30 protein-coding genes and 2 pseudogenes are annotated in these 26,016 nt (G+C 34.8%); 6 read left to right on the forward strand and 26 right to left on the reverse strand.

Annotated features, from left to right (window positions below):
* Nucleotides 1-13 precede the first annotated feature (13 nt).
* The 3 genes from ACU8YW_RS16745 to ACU8YW_RS16755 are packed head-to-tail and all read right to left on the reverse strand — an operon-like array spanning nucleotide 14 to nucleotide 2,290.
* The gene (locus tag ACU8YW_RS16745) at nucleotides 14-838 is read right to left on the reverse strand and encodes an MBL fold metallo-hydrolase (protein WP_087984118.1); all 825 of its coding nucleotides are present in this window, start codon (nucleotides 836-838) and stop codon (nucleotides 14-16) included.
* Nucleotides 839-863: 25 nt separating this feature from the next.
* Nucleotides 864-1,424 (reverse strand): DUF7010 family protein, encoded by a 561-nt coding sequence (locus ACU8YW_RS16750; protein ID WP_426934027.1) that lies wholly within the window; start codon nucleotides 1,422-1,424, stop codon nucleotides 864-866.
* 26 nt (nucleotides 1,425-1,450) lie between these two features.
* Nucleotides 1,451-2,290 (reverse strand): phosphotransferase family protein, encoded by an 840-nt coding sequence (locus ACU8YW_RS16755; protein WP_088064078.1) that lies wholly within the window; start codon nucleotides 2,288-2,290, stop codon nucleotides 1,451-1,453.
* 176 nt (nucleotides 2,291-2,466) lie between these two features.
* Here ACU8YW_RS16755 and ACU8YW_RS16760 point away from each other — a divergent pair, with 176 nt between their 5' ends.
* Nucleotides 2,467-2,676 (forward strand): hypothetical protein, encoded by a 210-nt coding sequence (locus tag ACU8YW_RS16760; protein WP_044443258.1) that lies wholly within the window; start codon nucleotides 2,467-2,469, stop codon nucleotides 2,674-2,676.
* Between the two features lie 82 nt (nucleotides 2,677-2,758).
* Here the strand turns inward: ACU8YW_RS16760 and ACU8YW_RS16765 are convergent, their stop codons facing one another.
* The 6 genes from ACU8YW_RS16765 to ACU8YW_RS16790 all read right to left on the reverse strand — a co-directional run bounded on the left by ACU8YW_RS16765 (nucleotide 2,759) and on the right by ACU8YW_RS16790 (nucleotide 8,015).
* Nucleotides 2,759-3,658 (reverse strand): PhzF family phenazine biosynthesis isomerase, encoded by a 900-nt coding sequence (locus ACU8YW_RS16765; RefSeq protein ID WP_426934028.1) that lies wholly within the window; start codon nucleotides 3,656-3,658, stop codon nucleotides 2,759-2,761.
* Nucleotides 3,659-3,669: 11 nt separating this feature from the next.
* Entirely contained in the window at nucleotides 3,670-4,443 is a 774-nt protein-coding gene (locus ACU8YW_RS16770; protein WP_142310832.1) for a GNAT family N-acetyltransferase, read from the reverse strand.
* Complete coding sequence (locus tag ACU8YW_RS16775; RefSeq protein ID WP_426934029.1) at nucleotides 4,440-5,144, reverse strand: SDR family NAD(P)-dependent oxidoreductase; 705 nt, start codon at nucleotides 5,142-5,144, stop codon at nucleotides 4,440-4,442. The genes ACU8YW_RS16770 and ACU8YW_RS16775 overlap by 4 nt, the downstream gene beginning before the upstream one ends.
* Nucleotides 5,141-5,704, reverse strand: a complete 564-nt coding sequence (locus tag ACU8YW_RS16780; protein WP_088609552.1) for a GNAT family N-acetyltransferase — start codon at nucleotides 5,702-5,704, stop codon at nucleotides 5,141-5,143. Before ACU8YW_RS16780 ends, ACU8YW_RS16775 begins: the two co-directional genes overlap by 4 nt.
* A 144-nt stretch (nucleotides 5,705-5,848) precedes the next feature.
* Complete coding sequence (locus tag ACU8YW_RS16785) at nucleotides 5,849-7,348, reverse strand: class I adenylate-forming enzyme family protein (RefSeq protein ID WP_106382893.1); 1,500 nt, start codon at nucleotides 7,346-7,348, stop codon at nucleotides 5,849-5,851.
* A 133-nt stretch (nucleotides 7,349-7,481) separates the two neighbouring features.
* Nucleotides 7,482-8,015 (reverse strand): NAD(P)H-dependent oxidoreductase, encoded by a 534-nt coding sequence (locus tag ACU8YW_RS16790; protein WP_141499217.1) that lies wholly within the window; start codon nucleotides 8,013-8,015, stop codon nucleotides 7,482-7,484.
* Between the two features lie 124 nt (nucleotides 8,016-8,139).
* Between ACU8YW_RS16790 and ACU8YW_RS16795 the strand changes: the two genes are divergently transcribed.
* Together ACU8YW_RS16795 and ACU8YW_RS16800 are read left to right on the forward strand one after the other, a co-directional pair.
* Nucleotides 8,140-8,463: a winged helix-turn-helix transcriptional regulator gene (locus ACU8YW_RS16795; protein WP_001072997.1), complete on the forward strand. Its 324-nt coding sequence runs from the start codon at nucleotides 8,140-8,142 to the stop codon at nucleotides 8,461-8,463.
* A 1,102-nt stretch (nucleotides 8,464-9,565) separates the two neighbouring features.
* Complete coding sequence (locus ACU8YW_RS16800) at nucleotides 9,566-11,017, forward strand: FAD-dependent oxidoreductase (protein WP_306007694.1); 1,452 nt, start codon at nucleotides 9,566-9,568, stop codon at nucleotides 11,015-11,017.
* A gap of 230 nt (nucleotides 11,018-11,247) precedes the next feature.
* On the opposite strand, the gene ACU8YW_RS16805 is transcribed toward ACU8YW_RS16800, so the two are convergent.
* The 8 genes and pseudogenes from ACU8YW_RS16805 to ACU8YW_RS16840 all read right to left on the reverse strand — a co-directional run bounded on the left by ACU8YW_RS16805 (nucleotide 11,248) and on the right by ACU8YW_RS16840 (nucleotide 17,031).
* Nucleotides 11,248-11,628, reverse strand: a complete 381-nt coding sequence (locus ACU8YW_RS16805; protein WP_088064083.1) for a hypothetical protein — start codon at nucleotides 11,626-11,628, stop codon at nucleotides 11,248-11,250.
* 362 nt (nucleotides 11,629-11,990) lie between these two features.
* Complete coding sequence (locus ACU8YW_RS16810) at nucleotides 11,991-12,257, reverse strand: ArsR/SmtB family transcription factor (protein WP_087984108.1); 267 nt, start codon at nucleotides 12,255-12,257, stop codon at nucleotides 11,991-11,993.
* 184 nt (nucleotides 12,258-12,441) lie between these two features.
* Nucleotides 12,442-13,809, reverse strand: coding sequence for an anti-sigma factor domain-containing protein (locus tag ACU8YW_RS16815; RefSeq protein ID WP_446893975.1), 1,368 nt, complete (start codon nucleotides 13,807-13,809; stop codon nucleotides 12,442-12,444).
* Nucleotides 13,802-14,524, reverse strand: a complete 723-nt coding sequence (gene sigI / locus ACU8YW_RS16820) for an RNA polymerase sigma factor SigI (RefSeq protein ID WP_088609564.1) — start codon at nucleotides 14,522-14,524, stop codon at nucleotides 13,802-13,804. Before sigI ends, ACU8YW_RS16815 begins: the two co-directional genes overlap by 8 nt.
* 517 nt (nucleotides 14,525-15,041) lie before the next feature.
* Nucleotides 15,042-15,587, reverse strand: a complete 546-nt coding sequence (locus ACU8YW_RS16825) for a hypothetical protein (protein ID WP_088064086.1) — start codon at nucleotides 15,585-15,587, stop codon at nucleotides 15,042-15,044.
* 4 nt (nucleotides 15,588-15,591) lie between these two features.
* On the reverse strand, nucleotides 15,592-16,191 hold the full coding sequence (locus tag ACU8YW_RS16830; protein ID WP_088064087.1) for a TetR/AcrR family transcriptional regulator: 600 nt from the start codon (nucleotides 16,189-16,191) through the stop codon (nucleotides 15,592-15,594).
* Nucleotides 16,192-16,354: 163 nt separating this feature from the next.
* Nucleotides 16,355-16,474, reverse strand: a pseudogene (locus ACU8YW_RS16835) (LysE family translocator); the annotation flags it as partial.
* A 77-nt stretch (nucleotides 16,475-16,551) separates the two neighbouring features.
* Entirely contained in the window at nucleotides 16,552-17,031 is a 480-nt protein-coding gene (locus ACU8YW_RS16840) for a GyrI-like domain-containing protein (RefSeq protein ID WP_088064088.1), read from the reverse strand.
* Between the two features lie 109 nt (nucleotides 17,032-17,140).
* Between ACU8YW_RS16840 and ACU8YW_RS16845 the strand changes: the two genes are divergently transcribed.
* Nucleotides 17,141-18,103 (forward strand): helix-turn-helix transcriptional regulator, encoded by a 963-nt coding sequence (locus tag ACU8YW_RS16845; protein WP_088064089.1) that lies wholly within the window; start codon nucleotides 17,141-17,143, stop codon nucleotides 18,101-18,103.
* Between the two features lie 149 nt (nucleotides 18,104-18,252).
* On the opposite strand, the gene ACU8YW_RS16850 is transcribed toward ACU8YW_RS16845, so the two are convergent.
* From ACU8YW_RS16850 to ACU8YW_RS16885, 8 genes and pseudogenes are all read right to left on the reverse strand, one after another.
* Nucleotides 18,253-19,002, reverse strand: coding sequence for an ABC transporter permease (locus ACU8YW_RS16850; RefSeq protein ID WP_446893976.1), 750 nt, complete (start codon nucleotides 19,000-19,002; stop codon nucleotides 18,253-18,255).
* Nucleotides 19,003-19,764, reverse strand: a complete 762-nt coding sequence (locus ACU8YW_RS16855; RefSeq protein ID WP_046954684.1) for an ABC transporter ATP-binding protein — start codon at nucleotides 19,762-19,764, stop codon at nucleotides 19,003-19,005.
* Between the two features lie 155 nt (nucleotides 19,765-19,919).
* Complete coding sequence (locus ACU8YW_RS16860) at nucleotides 19,920-20,261, reverse strand: DUF1048 domain-containing protein (protein ID WP_000891990.1); 342 nt, start codon at nucleotides 20,259-20,261, stop codon at nucleotides 19,920-19,922.
* Nucleotides 20,262-20,336: 75 nt separating this feature from the next.
* The gene (locus ACU8YW_RS16865) at nucleotides 20,337-20,657 is read right to left on the reverse strand and encodes a PadR family transcriptional regulator (RefSeq protein ID WP_000429486.1); all 321 of its coding nucleotides are present in this window, start codon (nucleotides 20,655-20,657) and stop codon (nucleotides 20,337-20,339) included.
* Between the two features lie 422 nt (nucleotides 20,658-21,079).
* On the reverse strand, nucleotides 21,080-22,366 hold the full coding sequence (gene hcp / locus ACU8YW_RS16870; RefSeq protein WP_426934031.1) for a hydroxylamine reductase: 1,287 nt from the start codon (nucleotides 22,364-22,366) through the stop codon (nucleotides 21,080-21,082).
* Between the two features lie 745 nt (nucleotides 22,367-23,111).
* Complete coding sequence (gene bla2 / locus ACU8YW_RS16875; RefSeq protein ID WP_088064091.1) at nucleotides 23,112-23,882, reverse strand: BcII family subclass B1 metallo-beta-lactamase; 771 nt, start codon at nucleotides 23,880-23,882, stop codon at nucleotides 23,112-23,114.
* 136 nt (nucleotides 23,883-24,018) lie between these two features.
* The gene (locus tag ACU8YW_RS16880) at nucleotides 24,019-24,756 is read right to left on the reverse strand and encodes a glycoside hydrolase family 25 protein (protein ID WP_088064092.1); all 738 of its coding nucleotides are present in this window, start codon (nucleotides 24,754-24,756) and stop codon (nucleotides 24,019-24,021) included.
* Between the two features lie 40 nt (nucleotides 24,757-24,796).
* A pseudogene (locus ACU8YW_RS16885) lies at nucleotides 24,797-24,934 on the reverse strand (nucleoside triphosphate pyrophosphohydrolase family protein); the annotation flags it as partial.
* A 111-nt stretch (nucleotides 24,935-25,045) separates the two neighbouring features.
* On the opposite strand from ACU8YW_RS16885, the gene ACU8YW_RS16890 reads away from it, so the two are divergent.
* Nucleotides 25,046-25,336: a DUF3784 domain-containing protein gene (locus ACU8YW_RS16890; RefSeq protein WP_048543795.1), complete on the forward strand. Its 291-nt coding sequence runs from the start codon at nucleotides 25,046-25,048 to the stop codon at nucleotides 25,334-25,336.
* Between the two features lie 29 nt (nucleotides 25,337-25,365).
* On the opposite strand, the gene ACU8YW_RS16895 is transcribed toward ACU8YW_RS16890, so the two are convergent.
* A complete protein-coding gene (locus tag ACU8YW_RS16895) occupies nucleotides 25,366-25,647 on the reverse strand; it encodes a hypothetical protein (protein ID WP_061677629.1) in 282 nt (93 codons plus the stop codon).
* A gap of 133 nt (nucleotides 25,648-25,780) precedes the next feature.
* Here ACU8YW_RS16895 and ACU8YW_RS16900 point away from each other — a divergent pair, with 133 nt between their 5' ends.
* Nucleotides 25,781-25,975 (forward strand): hypothetical protein, encoded by a 195-nt coding sequence (locus tag ACU8YW_RS16900; RefSeq protein ID WP_088609569.1) that lies wholly within the window; start codon nucleotides 25,781-25,783, stop codon nucleotides 25,973-25,975.
* The last annotated feature ends 41 nt before the right edge of the window (nucleotides 25,976-26,016 follow it).

The raw sequence follows: 26,016 nt of genomic DNA on the forward strand, positions 1-26,016 counted from the left end.
ACTAAATCTCCTTTTACGTATGAAATAACTTTCCTTCTACCGCCTTTATATATCTTTCAGCAGAACGTTCCACTGCCTCATTTGCATTCTCTTTCACTACTCGGTGAAAAGCATTATATAAACGATTAAATTGTAACGGCTTCACTCGATTCGCCATTTCCTCCACTTTTCTCGCCGGTAATGGAATTAAGTTTGGATAGCTGTACATGAAGCTCACCCATTGCTGATCCGCTACGACTTGAATAATATCACCTGTTAATAAAATACCTTTCCCACCATTTCCTTCTTCCCAATGTAATACAGAACCGCCGCTAAAATGTCCTCCGAGACGATGAATAGTAATTCCGTCCGCTAATTGTAAAGACTCGCCAGACCAATAAATAATACGACTACTCGGGCGTACTACCCACTCTTTATCGTCTTCATGTATATAGATTGGTACATCAAACGTTTCTGCCCATTCTACTTGCGTTGAATAATAATGAGGATGAGATAGTGCTATCGCATCTAACCCGCCCCACTCCTTTATCTTCTCAATTGTCGTTTCATCTAAATAAGTAATACAATCCCATAGTAATCGATACGCTTCCGTTTTTACTACATATCCTGTTTGACCAATTGCAAATGTCGGTTTTGTCGTAATACTATAAAGCCCATTTTCTTCTTCTATCATTTCATTTTTATATGTACCACTCGATTGCAAGTTTTCTAAAGTCGTCCAAGACTGTCCTTTCGGATTCACATATTGTCTCTCCTCATCACAAATAACACAACTTACCGGTTCTTCGACACTCGCTGCATACTGTACGCCGCACGTTGTACAAACGAAATTTTTCATAATAATTCCCCCTATCCCTATATTTTTATGAAGCTGATTTTTGTTGATAATGATCTAATTTTTTATTTTCAATTAATAAACCGATTAGAGTCAGTAAGTAGACAACTGTAACTGCCAATGGAATGGCAGTAAATCCATTGTCTGCAAAAAGAATCCCGCAAACTGACGTTACGAGCACAGTCCCTACTGACAATACACCATAACTTTTACTTTCATAAATCCATACGTACGGTACAAAATGAACCCCTATTAACATCGCTACTACAAAAGGTAGCCACTCTAGAAATTGAAAATAGGCAAGTAATACAAACGGAATATTTAATACATTTATCCCGCCAATTAATCCAGCTAAAGTTCCTAGCGGATTTCCTTTCGCAAACATATCAATTTTCAATATAGCAGCTATCATTAAGCCAAAAGGAAATACACAACCCATACCAATTAAATACACCCACACAACTTGCTTTTCTGAAAGAAGAACACCCGTTACACTTGCTACAATCCAAAATAAAATACCAGCTATTATAACTGGAAATCCTCTTTTCGTTCTTTGTGCTAAATCTCGTTTTGCTTCTGCTATGTTCATTTCACTATCTCCCCAAACTATTTGTACTATAAAGCCGGCTTAATTTTGCCTATCCAATAACGCCAAGCTAGTAAATAATCTTCTAAATCTTTGGGGTGGTGTCTTAAACATGTGTCTATACGCAAATATAATCCTATGACTATTTCCTCGTATAAATCTCGATCTTTTTTAAGGAATACACATTGCTTCATCGCATAATCAATCGTTTCTTTCGTTAAATCTTCCGGAGTTGAACAGAATGCGTAAATTAAGTCATATAAAGGATCTCCAAGGACTGGTAACGGATCAATTACTCCATGTAACTTATTCTGCCGGAATATAAAATTATGAAATCCGAAATCACCATGTAATAAAAAGGGTTGATTTACTCCGGCTTCCCTATTTGCTAGTTTAAGAACCGTTCTATATTCTTCTTCACTTATGTAACATCTTACATTTTCATAAGCTTCCATCACATTTGCAGTTAAAAATTCATTCCAAGATTGAACCGGACCTTCTTTCCATCCCCAGCCTTCTGCCTCTGGAACCATTTTATACTTATTGATAACTTCTTTTACAAGTGTACGAAGCGTACTTCGTTTATATCCTTGTTTACACGAAGTATTACCTTCCAGGAAAGAATACACGAAATATGTATGTAAAGGTTCCTTATACAAAAGCTTTGAAAATAAAGTATTCCCCTCATAAAAAGAAAGAAAATTAGCTTCTTCACGTATTACTTCCGCTTCATTCAGCTTTACTACATATTTTTCGTCCAACAAATATACAGTACTTGTCGTTCCTCCGTTCAACGCTTTTACGCTATTTGGAGCATGTGAAATAACTTTCTCTTTAACTAGTTGTGCAGCAATTATTGAAATGTCCATTCTCTCACCCTTTAATTTCGAAGATCCCCCCAATTCAAAAGACAACTTTACTATTATTTGACAAACGAATAGGAAACCCCTTCCAAAATCTTAATATAACAAAAATTCATTTACTTTTATATTTCAAAAATAAGGAAATACTAACAACAACGTTACATACATATTAGGAGGACAATATGAAACCTGAATTTTTAAAAGCAGTACATGATGCCATTGGAAGTGTCGAACACATTCATATAGAAGAAAGCGGTGCTGACAGCTTACTTATCCATCATGATGATGCACAGCAATTACAACAAGTCGCTAAAACGTTAGAAAACAACAATTTCCGCTCTGCTTTAAGAACAACTGGAGATGCTTCGTATATTGAAGTGTTGAACAGATAATGAAAGTCTGGATGTATTCCGGGCTTTCTTTTTTTATCCCACATTAACGGGCAGTAAGACCCCCACTGATTAAAGTTTCACTTTATATTGAAACTTTAAACTCTTTCACATACACCGCTGTTCCAGCAATATCTATTTGTAATTTCTCATTTTCTACATCTTTCGTTACATATACCGTTACACGGCCATCTTTATTCATTTCCTGTCCTTGTTCAACGATTAATTCCATTTTATGGTCAAAACCTTTCTCCAAATACATCGCATAGTACGCTCCCATTACACCTGAAGCTGTTCCTGTCACTGGATCTTCAATCGTTCCAGCATAAGCCGATGAGAAATGACGCCCATGCATTTGTGCCTGTTCATCATAAGTTTCTAAGCAAACTGGATGAATAGAAGCGTTAGGTATTTCTTTTAATACCGATGGAAACATCTCATTGTTAGGCTTCATTCTCTCACATATATCTAGATTTTTAACCGGTACAATTACAGTCCAGTTTCCTGTACTTCCATATACAATCGGTAAACTTACATCTAAATCATTTACGTCCAAACCAATGCTATGAGCTAATTCTTCTTTTGAACATGCAAATTCTTTAAACTGAGGTGTAGCCTGCCTCATTTTAATAAAGGTTTCTCCCTTTTCATTTACATCTATTTGTATTGCTAAAACCCCTGCCTTCGTTTCAATCGTAAAACTTGTTTTCTCTTCTAATAAACCTCTTTCACACAAGGCAAATATTGTTCCAACTGTTCCATGACCACATAAATCCATTTCAAAACGAGGGGTAAAATAGCGAACCTTTAAATCTGCTACTTTTGAAGAAAGAACGAAAGACGTTTCGTTAAATCCAACTTTTTCAGCAATACGCTGCATTTCCCCTGCTGTTAATCCATCCGCCTCTAATACAACACCTGCTGGATTCCCCATATTTGGTTTATTCGTAAATGCCTCGTAATGAAATACCTTTATAGTCTTCATTTTCTTTTCTCCTAACCTTCTTTAAAAATTTTATAATAAAGCTCTATCTCCGTTTTCACCGAACAACGATTTCTCCAAAATACCCTCTGCATCTTTTCATTTGAAGTATGTGTACTTCCGATGTAATAAGTAGCACCCATTTCCTTTAACATATGTAACGATTGAAGATGCATTTGGGAAGAGATTCCTTTCCCGCGATAATGAGGCATTACCCCAAAGTAAAATAATCGTCCTTCATTTTCCGTTCCAGACTCTATATGCGGTATGGACAAACCAATCGGATCATTTTTATCATAAAAAACAATGCATGACTTCTCCCAGCCTTTACCTAACTCTGTTTGCACTGAATAAAAATGCTCATCAATATTTAAAATTGAAGTTTGGTTTCCTGAGTTCAACATACATTGCTCCCAAATGGATTTAAAATCTTTTGCCGATAAAGTTTCTTCTATTGAACGGTATGTAAATTGTTTTTCAAGTGCCTCTACATCGTCTAACTCTCTACACACTTCTATCTTTGCTGCATGTAAAGAAAAATCCGCATCAAGTAACACCCTCACACTTGAGTTATAACTACTAAACCTTTTATTTAATACAATACTCGCTCTTTTTAACTCCCAGTCAAAACAAATCTCTTCAAATCTACTTATCTTTTCTTTATATGTTTGTACGTTATAAAAGAAATCTTCTTCTATCTCTTCAATCGTTACTGCATTTGGCAAGCCATTTAATACTTTTTTAGAAGGGCCAAATAAATTCTGAATGATTGTAAGATCGCATATCACCACTTCAATTCCCCCACACCTGGCTCAATAAACTTCCCTGAAACGTCCTCATTTGAATCAATTACCCAATCATATATATTTTGCGCTCCTTCAGCCGGAGTCATATTCGCATCAAAGGCACCAATATCAGTCTTTAATTTTCCTGGGTGAATTGCCGTTACACGAATTCCTTTATTCTCAAACTCTTGTTGTAAACAAAGTGTTAGCATATTTTGCGCAGCTTTAGCAATTCGATAGGAATATGAGAACTGACCTTGCGGAAATTCTTTGTTCGCCATTTTATGTAGTGATCCTAACCGAGAGGACATATTTATTATTCTCGGCTGATCCGATTTAGCTAAAGCCACATATGTACCTTTTACAGCTCGAATTACGCCTAAGCAGTGAATATTAAATAAGTCCGTTAACTCTTCTGAATTTGTATGTAAAATCTCAGTCTCCTTTCCAGTAATTCCAGCGTTATTTATAACTAGATCCATATACTCTGTATATCCCTCGAGCTGGTTCTTAATCTGCTCCGTACTATCATCAAGTGATAAGTCTGCCAATATAGGAAAACATCTACAACTAAACATTTGCTTCAATTGCGTTACCGCAACCTCAGTTCTAACTAACGGATAAACGATATGCCCATTTTCATGAAATACTTTTACTAACTGTAACCCTAACCCGCGATTTCCCCCTGTAATTAGAACTCTCATATATCCATCTCCTTATTTTTAAAATAAATAAGAAAGTCCATCCATTTACCATTCTCTAAAGAAAATGCCTCTCTCTTGCATTCAAGTGAAAAACCTGTTCTTTCCGCAAGACGAACGGATGGCTCATTATCAACATGTATATGTAATTCAATTCTATGGAAATGAAGACTATTAAAAAATAACGATAACGCAGCTTTCACACTTTCAATACCATATCCATTTTTCCAGTATTGATTATGTATGGAATACCCCATCATCGCCCATTGATAGTCCATACGTAAAATTTTTATAAGCTCTAGCTTCCCAATATTAGCCCCATCTTCTTTACGAAAAATACCTAATACATACATCTCATCTCGATTTGCTGCTTCATCAAAACCTCTTATCCATTCCGTGAACCATTCTTTTGTTGATGATGCCATAACTTGATGGCCATCGTCATATTTATACTGCGATGGTAGCCTCTTATGAAATCCATCTAACCAACTTTCATAATCATCATTTTGGAACGGACGGATTATGAGCCTCCCTGTCTCTACTTGTAATAACGGTAGCTTCATTTATATCTCTTCCTTTTATTAATGATTGAATATTCTTTATTATCTTACACAAAATACAAAATCTAGTAAATTATTATGTTCTTTACAAACAAAAATCCAGTTATGCTTTGTACATAACTGGATTCCTCATCATCTAATCGTTTTTTATTTTACAAGTACACCTTCTCTTAATTCCCTCTTCAACACTTTCCCTAAAGCATTTTTCGGTAATTTGTCCATAAATACAACGTATGGTATTTTATAACTTGCTAGTTTCTCTTTACAATGCCGTATAATTTCTTCTTCGGTTAAAGACGTTTGCATATCTTTTACAATATACGCTGTCGGAATCTCTCCCCAAAAGTCATCTGGAACTCCAACTACTGCAACTTCTAAAACACCATGTATTTCATGAATAACATCTTCTACTTGATCTGGATATACGTTGTCACCACCGCGTATAATAACGTCTTTATATCTTCCCATAATATGCAGGAATCCGTCATCATCTATCATGCCAGCATCGCCCATGTTAAACCAATTATCTTTTACTACCTTTTTTGTCGCCTTTTCATTATTCCAATACCCTTTAAACATGTATGGACTTCTTACATGAATCTCGCCAACTTCATTTGTTGTTAGTTCATCACCTGTTTCTGGATGAACAATTTTTAACTCTACATGTTTCAAAGTTTTCCCTACAGAAGACATCTTTTCTTTTCCCATCATTGGATGCCATGAAGTTACAACCCAACCTTCTGTACTCCCATATCCTTGCACCATATATATTCCTTTTTCCATATATTTTTGAATAAGTGTTTCTGGCACTTTTGTACCACCACTTTGTGCTACTTTAAAAGTTGAAATGTTACGTTCTTTTTTATTTAGCTCCTCAAGCATGTAGCTATAAACAGCTGGGAACGCAAGCATCGTAGTAATTTTCTCTTCTTCAATCTTATCCCAAATAAGAGCAGGATTCGAATCAGCTAAAAAGATCATCGTAACACCATGATAAATACAATTTAAAATAGAAAGCACTCCACTCATATGAAATAATGGATGTACGGATAAAAAGCGCTCACCTGCAGGAATTTCTCTTTGGCCCGCAATCTCAGCAAAATAATGATGTAAGTTTTTATGTCCAATTACGCATGCTTTCGCCTGTCCGGTCGTTCCTGAAGTAAATAAGTAAATCGCATCATCCTCTTCATGAACTTCTACATTCGGTTCTGTCATTGGCTGTTCTTGTAATGTTAATTCAAATGAACCAAATCCTTCTTCAGTCGTTTTAATTACATAAGGAATTTCTTTAACAGCATCAATCTTTAAAGCTTCATGAAATTCTTCATCAATAACTAACACTTTTAATTTTGCTTCTTTTACAATCGTTTCTAATTCAAAAGCGGTAAGCTGATGATTTAGCGGAATACATACAGCTCCAATTTTTAAACTTGCCATCATAACGCTTGGAAACGGATGATTATTTTTGCATAGTATTCCAATACGATCCCCTCTTTGTACACCGTTATGTAGCAAATAGTGTGCAAGCTGATTTACTCGTTCATTATACTGCTGAAACGAATACCTTTTCTCTCCCCCTACAAGCGCTTCCAAATTTGGTGATTGCATTGCTCTTTTTTGTAATAATTTTTGCATCGTTCTCAAGTAAAACTCCCCTTTATATATGTTAGGTTTTTTATTTTACCAGATTAACTATTAATTTACTAAAGATTACACTTAGTGAATATAAAATCAATAAAAATAGCCATCTACTTAACAAGTAAATGGCTATTTCCTCTTATATATTAGAATACTCCTTATTCATCACATAGCGCACATACTCCGGTGCACTTTTATTAATCTCTTCATCACTTAATTTATATTCGGCACCATATAAATAAAATGAAGGTATAAATTTCATGTCTGTATATAAGCACGTAGCTTGAAATGGTTTCGTTAACTCATCCATTGTAATTCCGCTATTTTTATAGTCTTTTTCTAATCCACCTATAGAAATAGCTAGACCAAATTCTTTCCCTTTCACTTTATCTCCTTTTGATCCGTACGCAAATCCATATGTTAATACATCGTCAAACCATTTTTTTAATAATGGTGGTGAACTGTACCAATAAAGCGGAAATTGAAATATATATCTGTCATGTTCTACTAATAGCTTTTGCTCTTCCTCAATATTAAACTCCCAATTCGGTGCCGCTTTATATAATTCATGCACCGTTATTTCATCCGAATGTTTCTCAAGTTCTTCGATCCATCTTTTATTAATTTTTGATTTTTCAATATCAGGGTGTGCTACAATTACAAGTGTTCTCATCATCTTCCATCCCCTTTTTAAATTATTCAATCCTTTACGTATTAGTATGAGTGAGTCACATATAATTGAAAAGTACGTACTTTAAAGTGCTATAGGAACCTTAAAGTACCTGTGGAGGTGTTATATGAATCAAAATGAAGACTGCCCAATTGCAACGACACTCGATGTAATCGGCGGAAAATGGAAAGTTCATATTTTATGTGTGTTGATGGATGGAAAAATGCGAACAAACGAAATCCGACGAGAAATCCCAAACATTACGCAAAAAGTTCTAACTCAACAACTTCGCCAACTTGAAGCTGATAGGATTATCCATCGTACTGTATATCAAGAAGTACCACCAAAGGTTGAGTACACAATAAGCGAATACGGGAAATCTTTAATGCAAATTATGGATGAACTATGTGAATGGGGAAAAGATCATCAAATGAAAAGATTACATGACTAAAAGAACATTATCGTCTTTATTAAATCTTCTACATTCATATTAGTAGTTCAATATTTCTACTGAAATTTTATATTAGAGGTACTCCAACAACTCGTAATTTAGAAGCCCAAATCTTTCAAAAGTAAAAAACAATAACATTCATCTACAAATACTCTTTATAACAAAAGTATCCTATACTTTTTACCTTATATTTTATTCGGACACTTTTTATTCATTGAACCGCATCCTAGTTGTTAGACATATAGTCAACAATTTGAGATGTGGTTTTATTATTCGGATAACAGCTCTCATCAACTTTAATAATCATGACTGCAGACAAAATACTTTGCAAAGAGTTCCTGTACAAGGTGATTTTTCACATAGACTTACCAAATAGAATTTTTATAAAAAACTTCTCACATTTAAATTGGACAAGCATATTTTATTGTATGGGGACTCCCTACTCATAGAAAACTACCTTTCTATTCTAAGAGCACGCATATTTGTGTGCTCTTAAACTATTTACAATAAAATAAAGAGTTTATTAATTTGCTTAATTCACTATCGGAAAAGTACCCATAATAATATCTTTATATTTATCTATTGTTTTTTGATTTTTATAAAACTATATTATTTTGGAGTTGGTTAATACGTTACAAAAAACTGACCGTGTAATCATTATGGTCCCTCCATTTTCTCAAGTGTTTGTTACATTTTACTCATCATCAGGAGAACTTCTTTCATCACAAGTCTTATCTAATACCTCTCCACATCCTGTATCAATGTATGCACTTAATGAAATTGAAAGCGAATTATTTGAAGTCGAGTTACAACCACTACTTCTTCATTAAAACTGCGAATAGCAGAAAGACCTTTACAACTCCCATATGGAACTACAGTAGTAGCATTTTTAGCAAAAATATCACAAGCAGAAGAAGCTGCAGACACGCTATATAGCTTTAACTACACACTTACTAAGTAAACTTCTCCTAGGAACTTCATTTTAGTTTCCCAGGAAACCAAAATGAAGTATAATTATATATGTACAATAGATAACATTTATAAATCTATTTACAATTTTTCACATTAGCTCTTAAACAATTAAATAAATGGAGGGCATGATATGGACAATTATTATGATGTAGCGGTAGTTGGTGGTGGTCCAGTTGGACTTATGGCAGCATGTGAATTAGCTATCCAAGGCGTAAAAGTTGTTGTTTTAGAGAGAAGATTAGACCGGGTACGAAATTCTAGAGCACTCACACTACACCCCCGCTCCTTAGAATTGATGGCTATGAGAGGTATTGCAGATCGATTTTTAGCTAGAGGAAAGAAATTAAATACAAGTCATTTTGCTGCCTTAGATACAAGATTAAACTTTAAAAATTTAAATACTGATTTTCCGTATACACTTTTTATTCCCCAATCTATTACAGAAGAAATATTAGAAGAACGTGCATTAGAATTAGGTGTAGTCATTAAACGCGGGCATACTGTGAAAGACTTAAAACAATATGAAACATTTGTACAACTAGAAATAGAACAAAGAGAAACAATATATAAAATAGAAGTTCCATATGTAATAGGAGCTGATGGAGCAAGAAGTATAGTTCGTGAGTTATCAAATATACCGTTTAATGGAACAAACACAACAACTACTGCTATATTAGGTGATGTTATTTTAGAAGATATACCAGATACTCCATTTTTATCTACTTCTAATATAAATGGGATATTAATGATGGTACCTATTACAACTGATGTATTTCGTTTTGCAATTGTTGATCCTAAGAATCAGACAATACCTGTTCATGTTGCTGTTACAGAAAAAGAGTTTATAGATAGTATTTATAGTATTACAGGTGAACATCTTCAAATTAAGAGCACAATATGGCTTTCTCGTTTTGGCAATGCAACCAAACTAGCAAATACTTATCAACATAAGCGTGTATTCTTAGCAGGGGATGCAGCACATATTCATTTCCCTGCTGGAGGACAAGGTTTGAATGTAGGTCTACAAGATGCTTTTAATATAGGCTGGAAATTAGGACTCGCAATAAAACAAAAAAAATATGAACGCCTATTAGAAAGTTATCATATTGAAAGACATGCTGTGGGAAAACAATTTTTCAAGGAAGTACAAGCGCAAGAACAATTAATGATAAACTTTTCAAACGCAGGAATGGAATTAAGGGGTTTATTTTCGCACCTACTTACATACCCCGAGATAAATCACGATTTATCTGAAAGAGTAAGTGGCTTAGGAATAATGTATTCATCGATGCACGATACAGAAAGGCATCCATTGATAGGAAAAAGATGTACAAATCTCACTATTTCTTCTCTAAATAAGAAAAGTTATAAACTCTTTGAATTAATGCAGGATGGTAAATTTATCTTATTAATACACCCTTCTTATATAGATAAGATAAATAAAATAAATATTGATTCACACATAAAAGTGATAATAGGAGAAATACAAGATTCCAAGTTAAAAAATATAGATACCGTTTTGATTCGACCGGATGGTCACATAGCCGACATTGAGTATAACAAGGTAAATAACTACGAATAGTCTAGAAAAATGATTATCAATTGTATTAGTGATACAAGATAAATTCACTTTTATAAAACGAAAAGAATCCTATTTATTTAGGACTCTCTTCGTTTTGCCCATCTCACTATTTATAAAAACATATCTACAACGGAAGAAACACTACATTTACAGTTAACTATAAAATCCCGTTCCAAAGGACTACCCAAAACTCCCCACCTACATACTCCCATGATCAAAAATATTTGTCTCTATTTCATATAAAGTATGATAAGCATCCATAAAGATAAAGCACCAAGGATAGCAAGCACTATACGAGTAGATAGTACCCTTACTTCGAAATCGGTTTTCTTGGATGGTTCAGGATATGCAATTACATAAATCCCTTTTAATAGTGCGAGCCATGCAATAAGTGTAATGAGTCCCTGCCAATTAAGTTCCCAAACATTATGTAGAATAACAGTACCTAATCCTAGGAAAATTGATAGAAAGCCATACATAATTCCAAATCCTCTGTCTTCTACCACTAATTTTTTCAGTTCACGTAGTATAGATGGTCGCACAAAAAGTATTCCTGAGATGATAACCGTTATCCACCCCCAAAAAAATCCTAAAAAAAGGCTTACCTCCATTGTTACTCCACTCCTTTCAATTACATTTATATTTCAGTTATTTTCCCTTTAGTATTAGATCTATAGATAAAAAACTAAAAATGTAACTTTGGAGTAAAGTCGTACTCTTTATAAAATATTTCATGTGTACATAAATAATCCTTCACTTTGTTAAATTTAACAAGGTGAAGATCATACAATATTATTAAATAAATAAAATAATCTAACTAAGATGTATAACAAATTAATAACCAGTCTACATACAACTTATGTAAGTAAGAAAATCACATACACTTATACATATTACTTTTGTATAAAATCTTAAAAATTGTAGTCACACAATTACTTTAGCATCCTCTTCTTAATGTCTAGACAATCAGTATTTAAACTAAACATGCTAATATTGATTTTGTGCGATGGTCCGTTACCTCATAATAAATTTCTAACCCTTTCCGAGTACCTGTAACGACTTTCGTAGCTTTTAGTTTAGATAAATGTTGACTAATTGTACTTTGAGGCATTTGTAACGTTTCATACATTGTCGTTACGTTAATTGGGCCTTTTGCAAGCATTATTTTTACTAATGATAAACGGACAGGATGTGCTAATACCTTCAATACTTCAGTGATTTCTTCATACATTTCTTTCATATTTTTTCTCCCCTTTTATATAAACATTAATGATATCCATATATATAATTCGAAAGGATATACGATTTTATGTCCGTCATTTTAAAAAAATGTTAAAAAATATCTTCAGATGGAAGGAATCTCCCCTCCGTTCAATATTCTATAGATTTTTCTTCCACTAAATATTATGTGGTAGGAGCTTTCCTTACTGAGACCCTCTGCCATTTTTCCCTTCCTGATTTCCATTATTCCCTTGGGAACCTCTACCATTGTTCTCTTGCTGGTTCCCATTATTCCCTTGCGACCCTCTTCCGTTGTTTCCTTGACCATTCCCATTATTTCCTTGCGATTCTCTTCCATTGTTTCCTTGCTGATTCCCATTATTTCCTTGGGACCCTCTTCCGTTGTTCCCTTGCTGATTTCCATTATTTCCTTGGGACCCTCTTCCGTTGTTCTCTTGCTGGTTCCCATTATTTCCTTGGGACCCTCTTCCGTTGTTCCCTTGCTGATTTCCATTATTTCCTTGGGACCCTCTTCCGTTGTTCTCTTGCTGGTTCCCATTATTTCCTTGGGACCCTCTTCCGTTGTTCTCTTGTTGATGTCCACTATTTCCTTGGGACCCTCTGCCATTTTTCCCTTCCTGATTTCCATTATTCCCTTGCGACCCTCTTCCGTTGTTCTCTTGCTGGCGCCCATTATTTCCTTGGGATCCTCTTCCGTTGTTCCCTTCCTGATTTCCACTATTCCCTTGGGATCCTCTACCATTGTTCTCTTGCTGGTTCCCATGATTTTCTTTTATTTGCTTAGATTGCTTTTGTTCTATATACTCTTTTTTCTCATATCTTTCTTCATTTACATGAGTTGCATCTGGTGATATGTCAGATGGCGACTTTGGTTGCTCTTGATGAGATGGAGTGAGCGATTTTTTCTTCTCATTCTCTTGTTTTATATAAACGCCCGTTCCAACTCCTGCTTTCTTGGCATCCTCCCGTATTTCCATCGTACTGCTTTGATATTCAACTGTAATATGTTTTATCTCATACTCTTTCTTTAATTCCTGCAAAGCCTTTTCCAACTGTGGTTCTAACGATTTATCCTTTGCAACAGCCGTTAGCATAACTTTCTTATCATTTGTTAAGTACTTATCCTCTTGACTCTGCTTTATAATCGTACGTATTACGTCTTGCAGATGCTTATTTTCCCACCCTTTCATTTCTTTTAAAATACGCCTTCCGTCATCATTACAAGCCCGCAAATCTATAACACGAAGATCCTCCGTTACGCTCGCCTCTAAACTTGGATTTATATCAACTGAGACATAAGCAAACACTTTTTCTTCTGGTTGATTGTAAAAAAACAGCAATACGCATAGAAAACCAGCAACAATTACTGTTGTAGGCTTTAAGAAAGGTGGTATGGAAAAACGCGGCGCTCTTTGTTCCTGTTTGTTAAACGAGATTTCCTCTCCTATCATGTATGGGTGCGCTTTTCTTTTAAATGTAATAAACTCTCCATTTGGAGTTAAAACAACTACGTTATGCTTTTTTATATCCATCACAATTCCTTTATTCATCATGCTTTTCCCCTCTTATGTAATCAAGAATATATGTATAGTTGTTTGCAAAAATAATGCACATTGCAATAATGTATTTTCTATGTCGTTCCAACGTTTTACGACTTACCCTAACACGTGGTTCAATATGTTTTAGTGGTAATTTTTTCTTTCGGAACAACTCTTCCATCATTTCCTCTTCTTTTATAATAATCTTCACAATTTCTATTAGATGTTCACGCGTATCACGATGTTTAGGAGATTCTTTAGCAAGCTCTGAAAATGTGATTTTAAACTCAGCTAACACACTTTGAAAATGAAGAATTTCCTCCTTACGGTTACTATTTTCGATCTCTTTCATATACTCCGTAAGCGATACTTGCATTTCTAACATTTTCTCTTGCTCATCTTCTTTTAAAAAGACAAAGTTATGCTTAGACTCCTTGCGTATATAGTCAATTACATCTCTTTTTATAAGAAGATCAGCAAACGCTAGAAAAGATTTCCCTTTTTTATATGAATACTGTTCAATTGCTTCGTTAAACGCAAACAGTCCAATACTATATTCATCATCCTGTTCTGTAATATATCGGCGACAGACAGACGATATGGATTTTCTAATAAAAGGCTGATACTGTACGATAAATACTTCCCTATCTCCTCCGTTGTTTTGTATGTTATATACGATATCTTCTATTTTCGGTTTTCTTAGGATCTTCATTACTAAACTCAACACTAGTAATCTTCCAGCCTCCTTCAAATAGCAAAAAGGCCACTAAAGAAGTGACCATTTAACCATATTTTGTAAGTGTTTTCCCTTTGGTTTGTCCTCTTGCTGTTACTTATATTTTTTGAGACTAACTTTTTCCCACTGTTTTCTTAACGAATTTCCTTTTGTCTCGTCACTAAAGTTAAGTTTGTATTTTAATGTACTTTCTTGTTTTCTTCCGCTTGTTTTGCTTGCTCTTTTTCTATTTTATCTGCAATCCTTGAATAACTCTTCTCTTTACCATTGGTAATTTCATCCTTTGATTTCGGATTCCACACTTAATCTAGTAATTTTATTAACACTTCAATGTTCTTTCATGACCATTTTTCTTCTATTTATTTTCTTCAATATACATATTCGGAGGAATATATAATTTTATGGGGGTCAAAAAATATTTTTTTATAAAATATTTATTTATTAAGTTGATAGGTATAGTCGGCAGCTCTATAACAAATACATGCTTTTACAATTCGTATTAGTTAAATTAATATTTTATCCGCTGTTTTATTTCTTTAAAACGAGCATGTATAATTTTTTTGATATCCGGGTGATTCTTATATAAGGTAACAGTATACATGATGGAAGATGCAAGAATAGTAGACCATATTAACCAATCTCCAGTATGCGAAAGAACTTTAATTACTTCACTCGTAAACTGTTCCTGTCCCGCATGAAATGCTGATATGAGAGAAGTAAGGTTGAACAACAATAAAATAACCAGCCTTCCCAAAAGCATAATAATCCATCCGATAATATACGAATAGCCCCCAACACTACATAATTGATTGTTATGATGAAAAACTTTCACCCTCTTAGCTTGCCAATAACCAACTATTGCTCCTAATATAAGCAAGCTAATTAATTCAATTGTAATAATAAAGTCCAATTTATTTGGAAGACCGATATAAGTTCTAATTATAGCCATGATGGGTATACCAAGAAGATCAAAACTATCTACTTTCTTAGGGATAAGCTGCCTAATGATCAATACGATAACAACTACAAGAATAATAATGAAAACTTTATTCATGCGATCAATCCCTCTTTTTTTCTACTAAATAATACTCAATAAGTTGATTCACTTTTTCTTTTGGATATGATTCTGGTGTTTGAAGGACATGAATTACTAGCCCATCGATAAATCCGTACAGTATCTCCAATTCACACTCTCTATTGTATCCTGATGTAAAGTATCCTAACTCCTCCATTAAATCTAGGATCATTCCCATTAGGTACCTCGTATGCTCATCCATTTTCTTCCGAAGTTCAATAAGCTCTGGGGAACTAAAAGAGATTCCTAAGAATGTAATCCAAACCTTCCCTTCCAACATTTCTTCCTTATTAATAGGAATAATAAATTTCATTAATCTTCTAAGCGCTTCTTCTTTCGTTCCCTTAAAATCACTTGTACGAGTTTTCGCCCGTCCTTCCATTCGATTCAATACTAAATTCATTGCATAGTAAATCAATGCATTTTTAGACGAAAAATGATGCTGAACAAGGCCAACTGACATGTTTGCTTCATCAGCGATTTGCTGTATGGAAGCTTTATCGATACCTTTTTCTAATATTACACGCCAAGTAGCGGTGGCTATCTCATTCTTCCTTTGTATTTGATCAACTATTTTAGGCATTCATCTCCCCCTCCTTTTTATAATATGGTTATATTATAAAAAAAGTACCGAAAACAATATGACCATATTTTAGTTTAGACGTAATAGGGCTTTTGCCACATGACTATCAAGATAACAAGTCAAAATTCCCTTAAAATAAAAAAAGACGGTATTCCTACCGTATCATTAAAAAATCTTCAATTCCGAGCATAATGCCTAAGAGAGAAATAAATCCTGTCATACGCCCTTGCGTAATGGAACGAGAAATGAGATAAATCATATTAGGCCCCGGTGAACAAACCATGCTAAGTGAAACAATTGCAAAAGCTAACAATTCAAGATCGTTAGCCTCTACTTTCCATATTCGTACCTTTTATCACTTTACTTCCTTACAACTGGAATCCACATTTCACCAAATACTAAGCCGTCTCTCTGTCCCATCTCAACCGTTGTATTCGGTCCACCAACATAAGCAAAATCTGTTGCTTCTGGTAAAGCTTGACCGAAGGCGATGCCAGTCAGTTTATTACTTAGCTCTTCAGCCGTTTTGTCTTCCCCTTCCACTACTAAGTATTCTCCCTTCGGAAACTGGATCACTCTAGATTCTTCTTCTATTTGTGCTTCTGTCATGACACCAGCATAATACATCATCTTGTTATTCACCGCTTCGCTCACAGAAAAAATATATTCGTTTGTAGCTAAAGCTTTTAAAGTATCCAACCTTCCATCTTCTTTAACAGCCGACCAAAAGTCTTCCTTTTCTTTATTGATTCCAGCAAAGTCTGTATAGTCACTCTTAATTTCAGTTCCAATACCTAACACAATAAAGCTATCTTTTTCTTCTATAGTATAATTTTTCATATTCAAAACCTTCCTTTTTTAAAATGAATCAAACGATTTAACTTTTCATCTGATACGTTTATAATATCTTTAAATCATGTCAAAAAATGATACTGTTTAGGAGATTCCAATGAAAAAAGTTGAACGGATTAATACAATTATGCGGTATATCAACAATCGCTCCCACTTTACAATTACTGAAATCATACGAGAATTTAACGTATCACGATCGACAGCTATTAGAGACATTAGAGAAATTGAAGCTATGGGCATGCCACTTGTCGCTGAAGTTGGGAGAACTGGTGGATATTTTGTCATGCATAATTCTATCCTGCCCGTTGTTCGCTTTACTGATAATGAAGTCAAAGCTCTTTTTATTGCCTTTATGGCTACAAGCAATCAACAACTTCCCTATCTAAAAAGTCGCCAGTCTTTAGCTGAAAAACTACTAGGACTCATCTCAGAAACCCAGCAAGATGACCTCGTTCTTTTAAATCAACTCTTGCTTTTTGAAGGGACTAACCCTTATAATCCCGATCTACTTGAGCTTTCTGACCTCCCCCACCCTATGTTAGAAAAACTCATCCAAATCCTTCTTTTGGATAGACATTTATTGATTACCGTCAAAGAAGAAGAGGAAATCAAGTCTTACCCAATTTATCTATTACACCTTTATCAAGAAAAAAGCCGTTGGATCATTGAAGGGTTTGACTTAAAAGAAGAAAAGAAACTGCTGTTTCCTGTCGATGACCTCGTCAATATCGAACCGTACACGACGAAAAAGAGGTTAAATACGAAACAGATTTTAGAAAAACTCAATAAGAAGGACGAAGAAATTAACCTTGTACTTGAACTTGGTCCAAAAGCGATTGCCCAGTACAAAAAATACCATCCTTTAAAAATTTCAATTTCTTATACAAACCCTTACCAATCTACAGCCATTTTAAAAACATTTATCGATGTTAACAATTCCGATGAAGTGACAGAGATAACAAATTGGCTACTTTTCCTAGGGAAAGATATTACAATCAAGGAAATGCCTGAAGAAATATTAAACGATTTACAAGAGCGGTTATGTTTATATTCTCCATAAGCAGTGATCGGTTAAACCTCAAAATATTGAGGTTTATTCGTTACCAGTTTCCTATATTTTTTACCATGAGAGCACAATAAATAATAAAAGCACAGAAAACCTTCCGTGCTTTTTCAAAAATATATATAATTTCGGATGACTAAATTCACTTACCCTAACTGACGTTTAAATGTTTTACTTGCGAAAAAGTAAGAGATGATCATGATACCTACGCACCAAGCGAGTGCAATCCAAATATCGTTGCCAACAGTTCCTTCATATAAAAGGGCACGAATCGCATTCACGATTGAAGTTACAGGCTGATTCTCTGCAAATGCACGGACAATTTTTGGCATCGTTTCGGTAGGTACAAAAGCTGAACTAATAAATGGAAGGAAAATTAGTGGATACGAGTACGCTGTCGCCCCTTCCATTGACTTCGCTTTCAGTCCTGGAATGATAGCTAGCCATGTTAGCGCTAGCGTAAACGTTCCTAGAACCCCAGCTACTGCAAGCCATTCTAACATATTAGCACTGGAACGGAATCCCATTAAGAGCGCAACAAGAATAACCACCACGATAGTAAGTACATTAGCAACAAGAGAAGTTAAAACGTGAGCCCACAATATTGATGAGCGCTTAATAGGCATCGTAATGAAACGTGCCATCAGCCCACTCTTTACATCCGTAAATAATCGTACAGAAGTATACGCTACACCGGATGCGATAGCCATTAACAAAATTCCCGGCAATAAATAATTAACGTAGTTATCCGTTCCTGTCTTTATAGCCCCGCCAAATACGTAAACAAATAATAGCATCATCATAATCGGTGTAATCGTTACTGTAATAATTGTATCCGGACTACGCATAATATTACGCATTAAGCGCCCTAGTAATACCCCTGTTTTGCTTTTCATTTACATCTCCTCCTTTTTACCGATAATCGCAAGGAAAATTTCTTCCAACGTCGGCTGCTTCTCGATATACTCTACTTTTGCTGGCGGGAACATCTCTTTCAGTTCAGTAAGAGTACCTGTCGTAATAATTTTTCCGCCATGCAAAATAGCGATACGGTCCGCCAGTTGTTCTGCTTCCTCCAAGTACTGAGTCGTGAGCAAAATCGTTGTGCCGCTGCCGGCAAGTTCCTTGACTGTATCCCACACTTCGATCCGTGCTTCCGGATCAAGTCCAGTCGTTGGTTCGTCTAGAAAAATAACTGCTGGCGCCCCAATCAAACTCATCGCGATATCAAGTCGGCGCTTCATCCCGCCTGAATACTGGTCTGCCCTCTGGTTGGCCGCATCAGTCAGGCTAAATCTTGCAAGTAGATTATCAGCAACTTGTGCCGGATTGGAAACACCACGTAACTTAGCGATCATTATCAAGTTTTCCCTTCCAGTAAGCATGCCGTCTAAAGCTGCGAACTGTCCTGTCAAACTGATGCTTTGACGAACATGATCTGGTTGTCGCTGGACGTCAAAACCGCAAATACTCACTTCACCATCATCTTGTTTCATTAACGTCGAAAGAATATTGACCGTTGTCGTCTTTCCAGCTCCATTTGAGCCTAGCAGCGCGAAAATTTCACCACGCTGCACCTCAAAATCCACTCCCTTTAAGACTTCTTTATCTTTAAAAGATTTTTTTAACCCTTTTATAGAAATCGCTGCATTGCTCATACTTTTTCCCCCTTATAAAATTAGATTACATACACCCTCTATTTAGTATCACTGATAATCTGTATTACTTAGTACCAGTTTAAAAATATAACTGAATAGCGATGGCGGCAGTTCACGTTGGTAACCAGCTAATCAGTCGGTATTACTAATTGCATTTATTTTTTTCTCAATTTCTTCATGATGCTTTCATTCAAATCTTCACGATACTTGGAGACATACGTTTTAGCGTTTGCCACTAGTTCGTCAGCAAAGGATGCCACGTCCTCCCCAGTAATGTCAAGCACTTGTCTCCCTTCCGCTGCACCAGCTTCAAACAAATCGATTAATTCATACTGTATGTGCAGCATATCCATCCCGTTGCCGGCCGAAAAATTCCACATGTAGTTTTGAATTTTCTTAAACACAAACTGATAATCTTCCGGTAGTGCTCCAACACGTGCCATCATCATTTTGTACTCTTTTTTATCACCAATTAATTTTTTAAACATTTCCAACATCTTATTTTCCTCCTTTTTTATAAAGCAGAACAAGAAACTCTCCAAATATGAGCCGGAACATTTTATATTATGAGGCTAGTTTGACTTCAAGACGTTAATTTTTGAAGATACAAAATCCCATTTTTTCCAAAACAATTCAAGCTCCTGACGACCATCCTCATTTAATGAATAAAACTTACGAGGCGGTCCCATATCTGATGGTTTCTTTTCAATATTCACAAGCTTTTTCTTTTCTAATCGTACGAGGATAGTATAAACTGTCCCTTCCACAACTTCAGTAAACCCAAGATCATTCAGGTGGCGGGTAATCTCATAGCCATACGTTTCACGGCGACTAATGATTTCCAGCACACACCCTTCCAGTGAACCTTTCAGCATTTCAGTTAAATTTTCCATGTTATGATCCTCCTTTACCCCCTATTCTGTCTGACTTATATTCAGTATCACAGAGTACTAAGGCGAATTTTTACTGAATAGCTTTTGAGTAAAACCATACTATTCAGTATTACTTATTACAACTACATTGTATGACTAAGTAGTTATGAATGTCAACTGATTTTCAAAACTTTTCTAAAATTCGCTATTACCTATTGTTTACTAAAAATATTTCGAGAAATAACACTACTCTGTATCACCTATTACAACTACATTGTATGACTGAGTAGTTGTAAATGTCAACTCGATTTTTATATTTTTCTAAAATCAACTATTACCTATCCCGCCAAGAAAAGAAAATACCCCAAAACAAAAATTCTACATTTTTGTTTTGAGGCATTATTGGCTAGCTCTTCTTCTTAATAAGACAGATCATCCTTTTGTTACGATAAAATCATTTCCATATCTTCTGCTGCAGTTGTAATCAGTTTTAAACCGAATGTTTCTTTTAATACATCAAGTACGCCAGGTGAAATAAATTCAGGCGCCTTTGGACCTATACGAATATCTTGAATACCAAGACTAAATAGCCCAAGTAAAATGGCAACCGCTTTTTGTTCAAACCATGATAGGACAATACTAACTGGCAATTCGTTCACTTCGCATTGGAAAGCATCTGCTAAAGCGGCTGCTATTTTTACAGTAGAAATTGAATTATTACATTGTCCTAAGTCAATATAACGCGGAATCTCTGTACCAGGTACAACACCGTAATCCACATCATTAAAGCGGAATTTCCCGCACGAAGTCGTTAAAATAACTGTTTCTGGCGGAAGTGACGTTGCTAATTCACGATAATATTCTCCGCCTTTTCCTGGTGCATCACAACCTGCGATGACAAAGAAACGCTTAATCTTTCCTTCTTTTACTGCCTCAATAATTTCAGGAGCTAATGATAATACTGTATTATGATGGAACCCTGTTACTAACTGTTCATCCGACTCCATATGTACTTCTGGAAGTTCTAGCGCTTTTTGAATCAATGGTGCAAAATCATCATTTTCAATTTTTTGTACACCTTCTAAACCTGCAATATCATATGAAAAGAATCGATCAGAGTACGACCCTTTAATTGGCATAACACAGTTCGTTGTCGCTAATATAGCACCTGTAAATTTTTCAAAAAGACGTCGTTGATCATACCATGCCTTACCGATGTTTCCTTTTAAATGTTTATATTTTTTCAGCTGCGGATAACCGTGTGCTGGTAACATTTCAGAATGCGTATAAATATTAATTTCTTTTCCTTCTGTTTGTTTTAATAATTCTTCTAACGCAAATAAGTTATGTCCAGTAACTACAATTGCCTTACCTTCTACATGGTTTTGCGTAATTTGAACAGGCTCTGGAACACCAAAGTGATTCGTATGCGCCTCATCTAATAACTCCATTACTCGTAAAGCCGATTTTCCTACTTTCATAGCCATATCAATATGTTCTTGTTCATTAAAGTTGGAATTTGTTAATGTCATATACAGTGCTTCTTGCGTCGTAGCATCTACAAATGCATCAGTATACCCTAGCTGAGCAGCATGCGTACGATAAGCTGCAATTCCTTTTAGCCCAAACACAATCGTATCTTGTAAACTTGCAATTGTTTCATTTTTACCGCAAACACCCATCACTTTACATCCACCTGTTGGCGTTTGTTCACATTGATAACAAAACATGATCATCCCACCCTCTCCCAATCATTCCTTACAACCTAAGCATAATACCCATTGAGGAAAAGAGATGTGATATCAATCACAATAATATGTATAAATTTGTGACAACTTATATTGTTTACATAATATTTTTATTGACACAAAAAAAACATTACATACCCCTGTTGTTCAAGTTTTCAAATAGCTAGACTATTGCTGAATCACATATTTAACTTTCTAGTTCATAGTACGAAAGAACAATTTCGTACTATAAATCTCTTAAGCAAACAGAAATAGACATACAAAAACGCTATTCTTTCTTTTTATTATGCAACAGAAAGAATAGCTTCTTTTCATTTTGAAGAACTATCAATTTTTTGATTAAATATTTTATGAAAAATCACTTTATTTACAATACATTTACACTACCTTAACATTACTTACATTATTTATATGATATATTTATATAGACACTACTTAATAAATTTCATATACATTGTTATCTCTATAATCTCTAATCTGATTGATAAGAGATTATGTTATATTTTCATACCAGGGGTGAATTAGGATGACTGAAACTTTAAAAACACTTATAATGCTCGATATTACTTATGTTGTTATAGCAATTATGACGGTACTGGTATTTGTATACTTGGAATTAAAATCTCAGTAACGTATGCAGGCATAATTGATGGCTTCGCATTTAAATATAGCTAGAAGAAAGCGAGGAGAAAATTGTTTCTCCTCGCTTTTATATTCCCACAGTTTCTTATTTCAACAAATCCAATGTATGTAAAAGCAATCCTTTGTCCCCTACTTCCCCATGACCAGGCACTACTGAATTGATGTTTCCATATCGCTTCAGCACATTCTCAATCGATGCGGACCATTCATTTACATAGGCATCAGCAACGTTCCCTAAATCTTTAGCTTCCGCAGATTTCACTAAACAGCCTCCAGCTAAAATGTTGTATTGCGGTAACCATACGACGATATTATCTTCTGTATGTCCTTTCCCTGGGTAAAATGTTTCTACTTTCATATTTCCAAAACTCAAATTTGTAATGGATTGTAAGTCTCCAAGCGGTTCTTCATATCCACTTTTCTTTGCTAGTTCTGCAGTTAGTGCTGTACTATGCGCCTTAATGCCTCTTTCTTTCAACGTTTTTATTCCGCCAATTCGATCAGCGTGCGCATGTGTAATGATGACATCCGTTACTCGCTTCTTAAATTTCTTTTCTACCATCTCTATTAATTCCTTCGTTAACTTATCATCCCAAGAAGAATCGACAAGTACTAGCCCTTTAGAAGTAGTAAGAACTAGCCCGTTCGAAGGAACTGCTTCTCCGTTAAAGTAACCTAACTCCGTATGAACCCATACATTTTTATTTAACTGAGAAATTGAAATAGTTCCTGTCTCATTTTTTATTACTTTTTGCTCTAGCTTTTGTTCCGCTTTCACAGAAAAAATTGTACTAACAAATTGCATTGTTCCTAATAAACTAACACATACCCCTACTTTTAATAATGTATTTTTCATTTTCTCCACCCTTTCTTTCAAATGGAATAGTTATTACCTATAATAGACAATTCATCTTAAATGTTTGTTCCATCTTTACTTGTATATTTTTATGTAAGTAACAAAAAAGCGTACAAAATTTTGTACGCTTTAAAACTTAACCTTTTATTCCATAATTCTCAAACTCTTCCTCGTTACCATAAAATACATTCAAATCAATATACTTCTCTTTTCCATTATAACCATTTAATCTCCCACGGTTCGTGTATTGCCAAAACGTCCATTTTCTCTCGTCAGATAAACTCGGTTTTGTAAAGACACTACGAATCCATATATCACATTGAGGATACGCATTCTTTATATACAAATCATATGCCTCTTGAGTTGCATACAATATTACTTTCTTACCGTAATGTTTTTCTAGCATTTTTATCATGACCGACAACTCTTTCACAACATCTTCACGCTTAGGGGGATTATCTTTTTTGTTAGCATAAAACTCAACATCAATTACGGGTGGCAATGCTTGTTTATACTTTGGAACAGTTCGTATATATTGCTCTGCTTGTGTTTCACCCTTACTATCAAAACTAAAAAAATGATACGCTCCGACGCGCATACCTGTCTTATTCGCATTCGTCCAATTTTCCGAAAAGTACTTATCTACAAACGAGCTTCCTTCAGTAGCCTTTATAAACGCAAACTTCATATTTTGCTTTTCCAACTCTCTCCAATCTATATCTCCTTGGTATGACGCAACATCTACACCTTTTATTTCATACTTATCCGCACTTATTTGATTCGGAATAAATATGCCTTGAAAGACTAAATAAGCGAAAACACTCATTACACTAATTAAGGTAAAGACTCCTCCTATAATAAGCTTCTTTTTCATTCGTATCCCCCATCTTTACACATTAATATTCCACTTACCATTCACGTTTTAATATAGCTTCCGCTAATTCACCCAATTCCGCCATCGCATACATCGTTCGCTCTTCAATCGTTGTCTCTTGAAATCCTTTTTCTTTACTGAAATTTAATACATATCTCTGGAATTCCACAATATTCATACTTAATCTCCCTTCATGATAAATACTCCGTTTTCTATTACACTTATATTTTGTTAAATTATAACATTCATACTATAATTTATTTATAACCCTTTAACGGAGGTGTTTTCAATGACTCTCTTCGCTTCCCCATCATTATTCATACTAGCAATTATTTCATTTGCACTAGCCTATTTCATCGGAGTTAAACAATACACTTGGCTCTTATCAGGATTCAATGAACGCCGTGTGCCAGATAAAGGTAAGTTATCAAAAATAGTTGGTCTTTATAATTTAACTGCCGGTGCTATTGCCACAATTGGTAGTGTCTTCACTACTCCTAATGTCAAAATCTTATTTCCTATCATTATAATTGGCCACGTTATAATCGCTGCTTATGTAAATACACGCATGGTGCATTGAAAAAAGATCAACCAAATGGATGATCTTTTTTATAATTTATCAACATATTGCTTCGCTTCTAGTAAAGAAAACCCAAAAGCCTCTCTTACTCTCTTAACTGCTGTAACTGTTTTTCCTTCTTCCATAAGCTGGCGTAACTCTTTATTAATTTCAGGTTCTCTATCTATAATTCCCATTTCTTTCGTAATTAGCTGTAATCTATCTTCCATCCTCTTTAAACGTGCATCCGTTTTCTTTTCGATTCTATTTAATTTTTCAGCAATATAAATAAACCCAAAGACCGCTATCGGTATGATCATCCAAAATTCCATGACTATTCCTCCTCATTAGCTTTCATTTGTTTTATTTCACTAACTTATGTAAATTTTACCATGAAACACATTTAATGTATAATAGTAATATACAACACTGTTGATAAAACCTTTTATTTTAGGGGGATACTTTATGAAAAGATTTTTTAAGACGTTACTACAATTTGTAGTTCTTTCAATTGCACTACATTTATTATTTGATATCGTTGGCTGGCTTGTTTTCAATGCGCCAATTCAAAACAAACAAATCATTATTTCTTTACTAACAACCTCATGGCTAATGTACATGTACCGAGATAAATTTTTTAAAGCATTCACTTCGAATTAACTAAAAGAACTTCATCGATAAAAGATGAAGTTTTTTCTTTT

The sequence above is a fragment of the Bacillus pretiosus genome (genome assembly GCF_052947655.1).

Bases quoted from the DNA above. Each gene is read 5' to 3' on its own strand.
- ACU8YW_RS16745 (WP_087984118.1), bottom strand. From the start codon at position 838: ATGAAAAATTTCGTTTGTACAACGTGCGGCGTACAGTATGCAGCGAGT.
- ACU8YW_RS16750 (WP_426934027.1), bottom strand. From the start codon at position 1,424: ATGAACATAGCAGAAGCAAAACGAGATTTAGCACAAAGAACGAAAAGA.
- ACU8YW_RS16755 (WP_088064078.1), bottom strand. From the start codon at position 2,290: ATGGACATTTCAATAATTGCTGCACAACTAGTTAAAGAGAAAGTTATT.
- ACU8YW_RS16760 (WP_044443258.1), top strand. From the start codon at position 2,467: ATGAAACCTGAATTTTTAAAAGCAGTACATGATGCCATTGGAAGTGTC.
- ACU8YW_RS16765 (WP_426934028.1), bottom strand. From the start codon at position 3,658: ATGAAGACTATAAAGGTATTTCATTACGAGGCATTTACGAATAAACCA.
- ACU8YW_RS16775 (WP_426934029.1), bottom strand. From the start codon at position 5,144: ATGAGAGTTCTAATTACAGGGGGAAATCGCGGGTTAGGGTTACAGTTA.
- ACU8YW_RS16780 (WP_088609552.1), bottom strand. From the start codon at position 5,704: ATGAAGCTACCGTTATTACAAGTAGAGACAGGGAGGCTCATAATCCGT.
- ACU8YW_RS16790 (WP_141499217.1), bottom strand. From the start codon at position 8,015: ATGAGAACACTTGTAATTGTAGCACACCCTGATATTGAAAAATCAAAA.
- ACU8YW_RS16795 (WP_001072997.1), top strand. From the start codon at position 8,140: ATGAATCAAAATGAAGACTGCCCAATTGCAACGACACTCGATGTAATC.
- ACU8YW_RS16800 (WP_306007694.1), top strand. From the start codon at position 9,566: ATGGACAATTATTATGATGTAGCGGTAGTTGGTGGTGGTCCAGTTGGA.
- ACU8YW_RS16805 (WP_088064083.1), bottom strand. From the start codon at position 11,628: ATGGAGGTAAGCCTTTTTTTAGGATTTTTTTGGGGGTGGATAACGGTT.
- ACU8YW_RS16810 (WP_087984108.1), bottom strand. From the start codon at position 12,257: ATGAAAGAAATGTATGAAGAAATCACTGAAGTATTGAAGGTATTAGCA.
- ACU8YW_RS16815 (WP_446893975.1), bottom strand. From the start codon at position 13,809: ATGAATAAAGGAATTGTGATGGATATAAAAAAGCATAACGTAGTTGTT.
- ACU8YW_RS16825 (WP_088064086.1), bottom strand. From the start codon at position 15,587: ATGAATAAAGTTTTCATTATTATTCTTGTAGTTGTTATCGTATTGATC.
- ACU8YW_RS16830 (WP_088064087.1), bottom strand. From the start codon at position 16,191: ATGCCTAAAATAGTTGATCAAATACAAAGGAAGAATGAGATAGCCACC.
- ACU8YW_RS16840 (WP_088064088.1), bottom strand. From the start codon at position 17,031: ATGAAAAATTATACTATAGAAGAAAAAGATAGCTTTATTGTGTTAGGT.
- ACU8YW_RS16845 (WP_088064089.1), top strand. From the start codon at position 17,141: ATGAAAAAAGTTGAACGGATTAATACAATTATGCGGTATATCAACAAT.
- ACU8YW_RS16850 (WP_446893976.1), bottom strand. From the start codon at position 19,002: ATGAAAAGCAAAACAGGGGTATTACTAGGGCGCTTAATGCGTAATATT.
- ACU8YW_RS16855 (WP_046954684.1), bottom strand. From the start codon at position 19,764: ATGAGCAATGCAGCGATTTCTATAAAAGGGTTAAAAAAATCTTTTAAA.
- ACU8YW_RS16860 (WP_000891990.1), bottom strand. From the start codon at position 20,261: ATGTTGGAAATGTTTAAAAAATTAATTGGTGATAAAAAAGAGTACAAA.
- ACU8YW_RS16865 (WP_000429486.1), bottom strand. From the start codon at position 20,657: ATGGAAAATTTAACTGAAATGCTGAAAGGTTCACTGGAAGGGTGTGTG.
- hcp (WP_426934031.1), bottom strand. From the start codon at position 22,366: ATGTTTTGTTATCAATGTGAACAAACGCCAACAGGTGGATGTAAAGTG.
- bla2 (WP_088064091.1), bottom strand. From the start codon at position 23,882: ATGAAAAATACATTATTAAAAGTAGGGGTATGTGTTAGTTTATTAGGA.
- ACU8YW_RS16880 (WP_088064092.1), bottom strand. From the start codon at position 24,756: ATGAAAAAGAAGCTTATTATAGGAGGAGTCTTTACCTTAATTAGTGTA.
- ACU8YW_RS16890 (WP_048543795.1), top strand. From the start codon at position 25,046: ATGACTCTCTTCGCTTCCCCATCATTATTCATACTAGCAATTATTTCA.
- ACU8YW_RS16895 (WP_061677629.1), bottom strand. From the start codon at position 25,647: ATGGAATTTTGGATGATCATACCGATAGCGGTCTTTGGGTTTATTTAT.
- ACU8YW_RS16900 (WP_088609569.1), top strand. From the start codon at position 25,781: ATGAAAAGATTTTTTAAGACGTTACTACAATTTGTAGTTCTTTCAATT.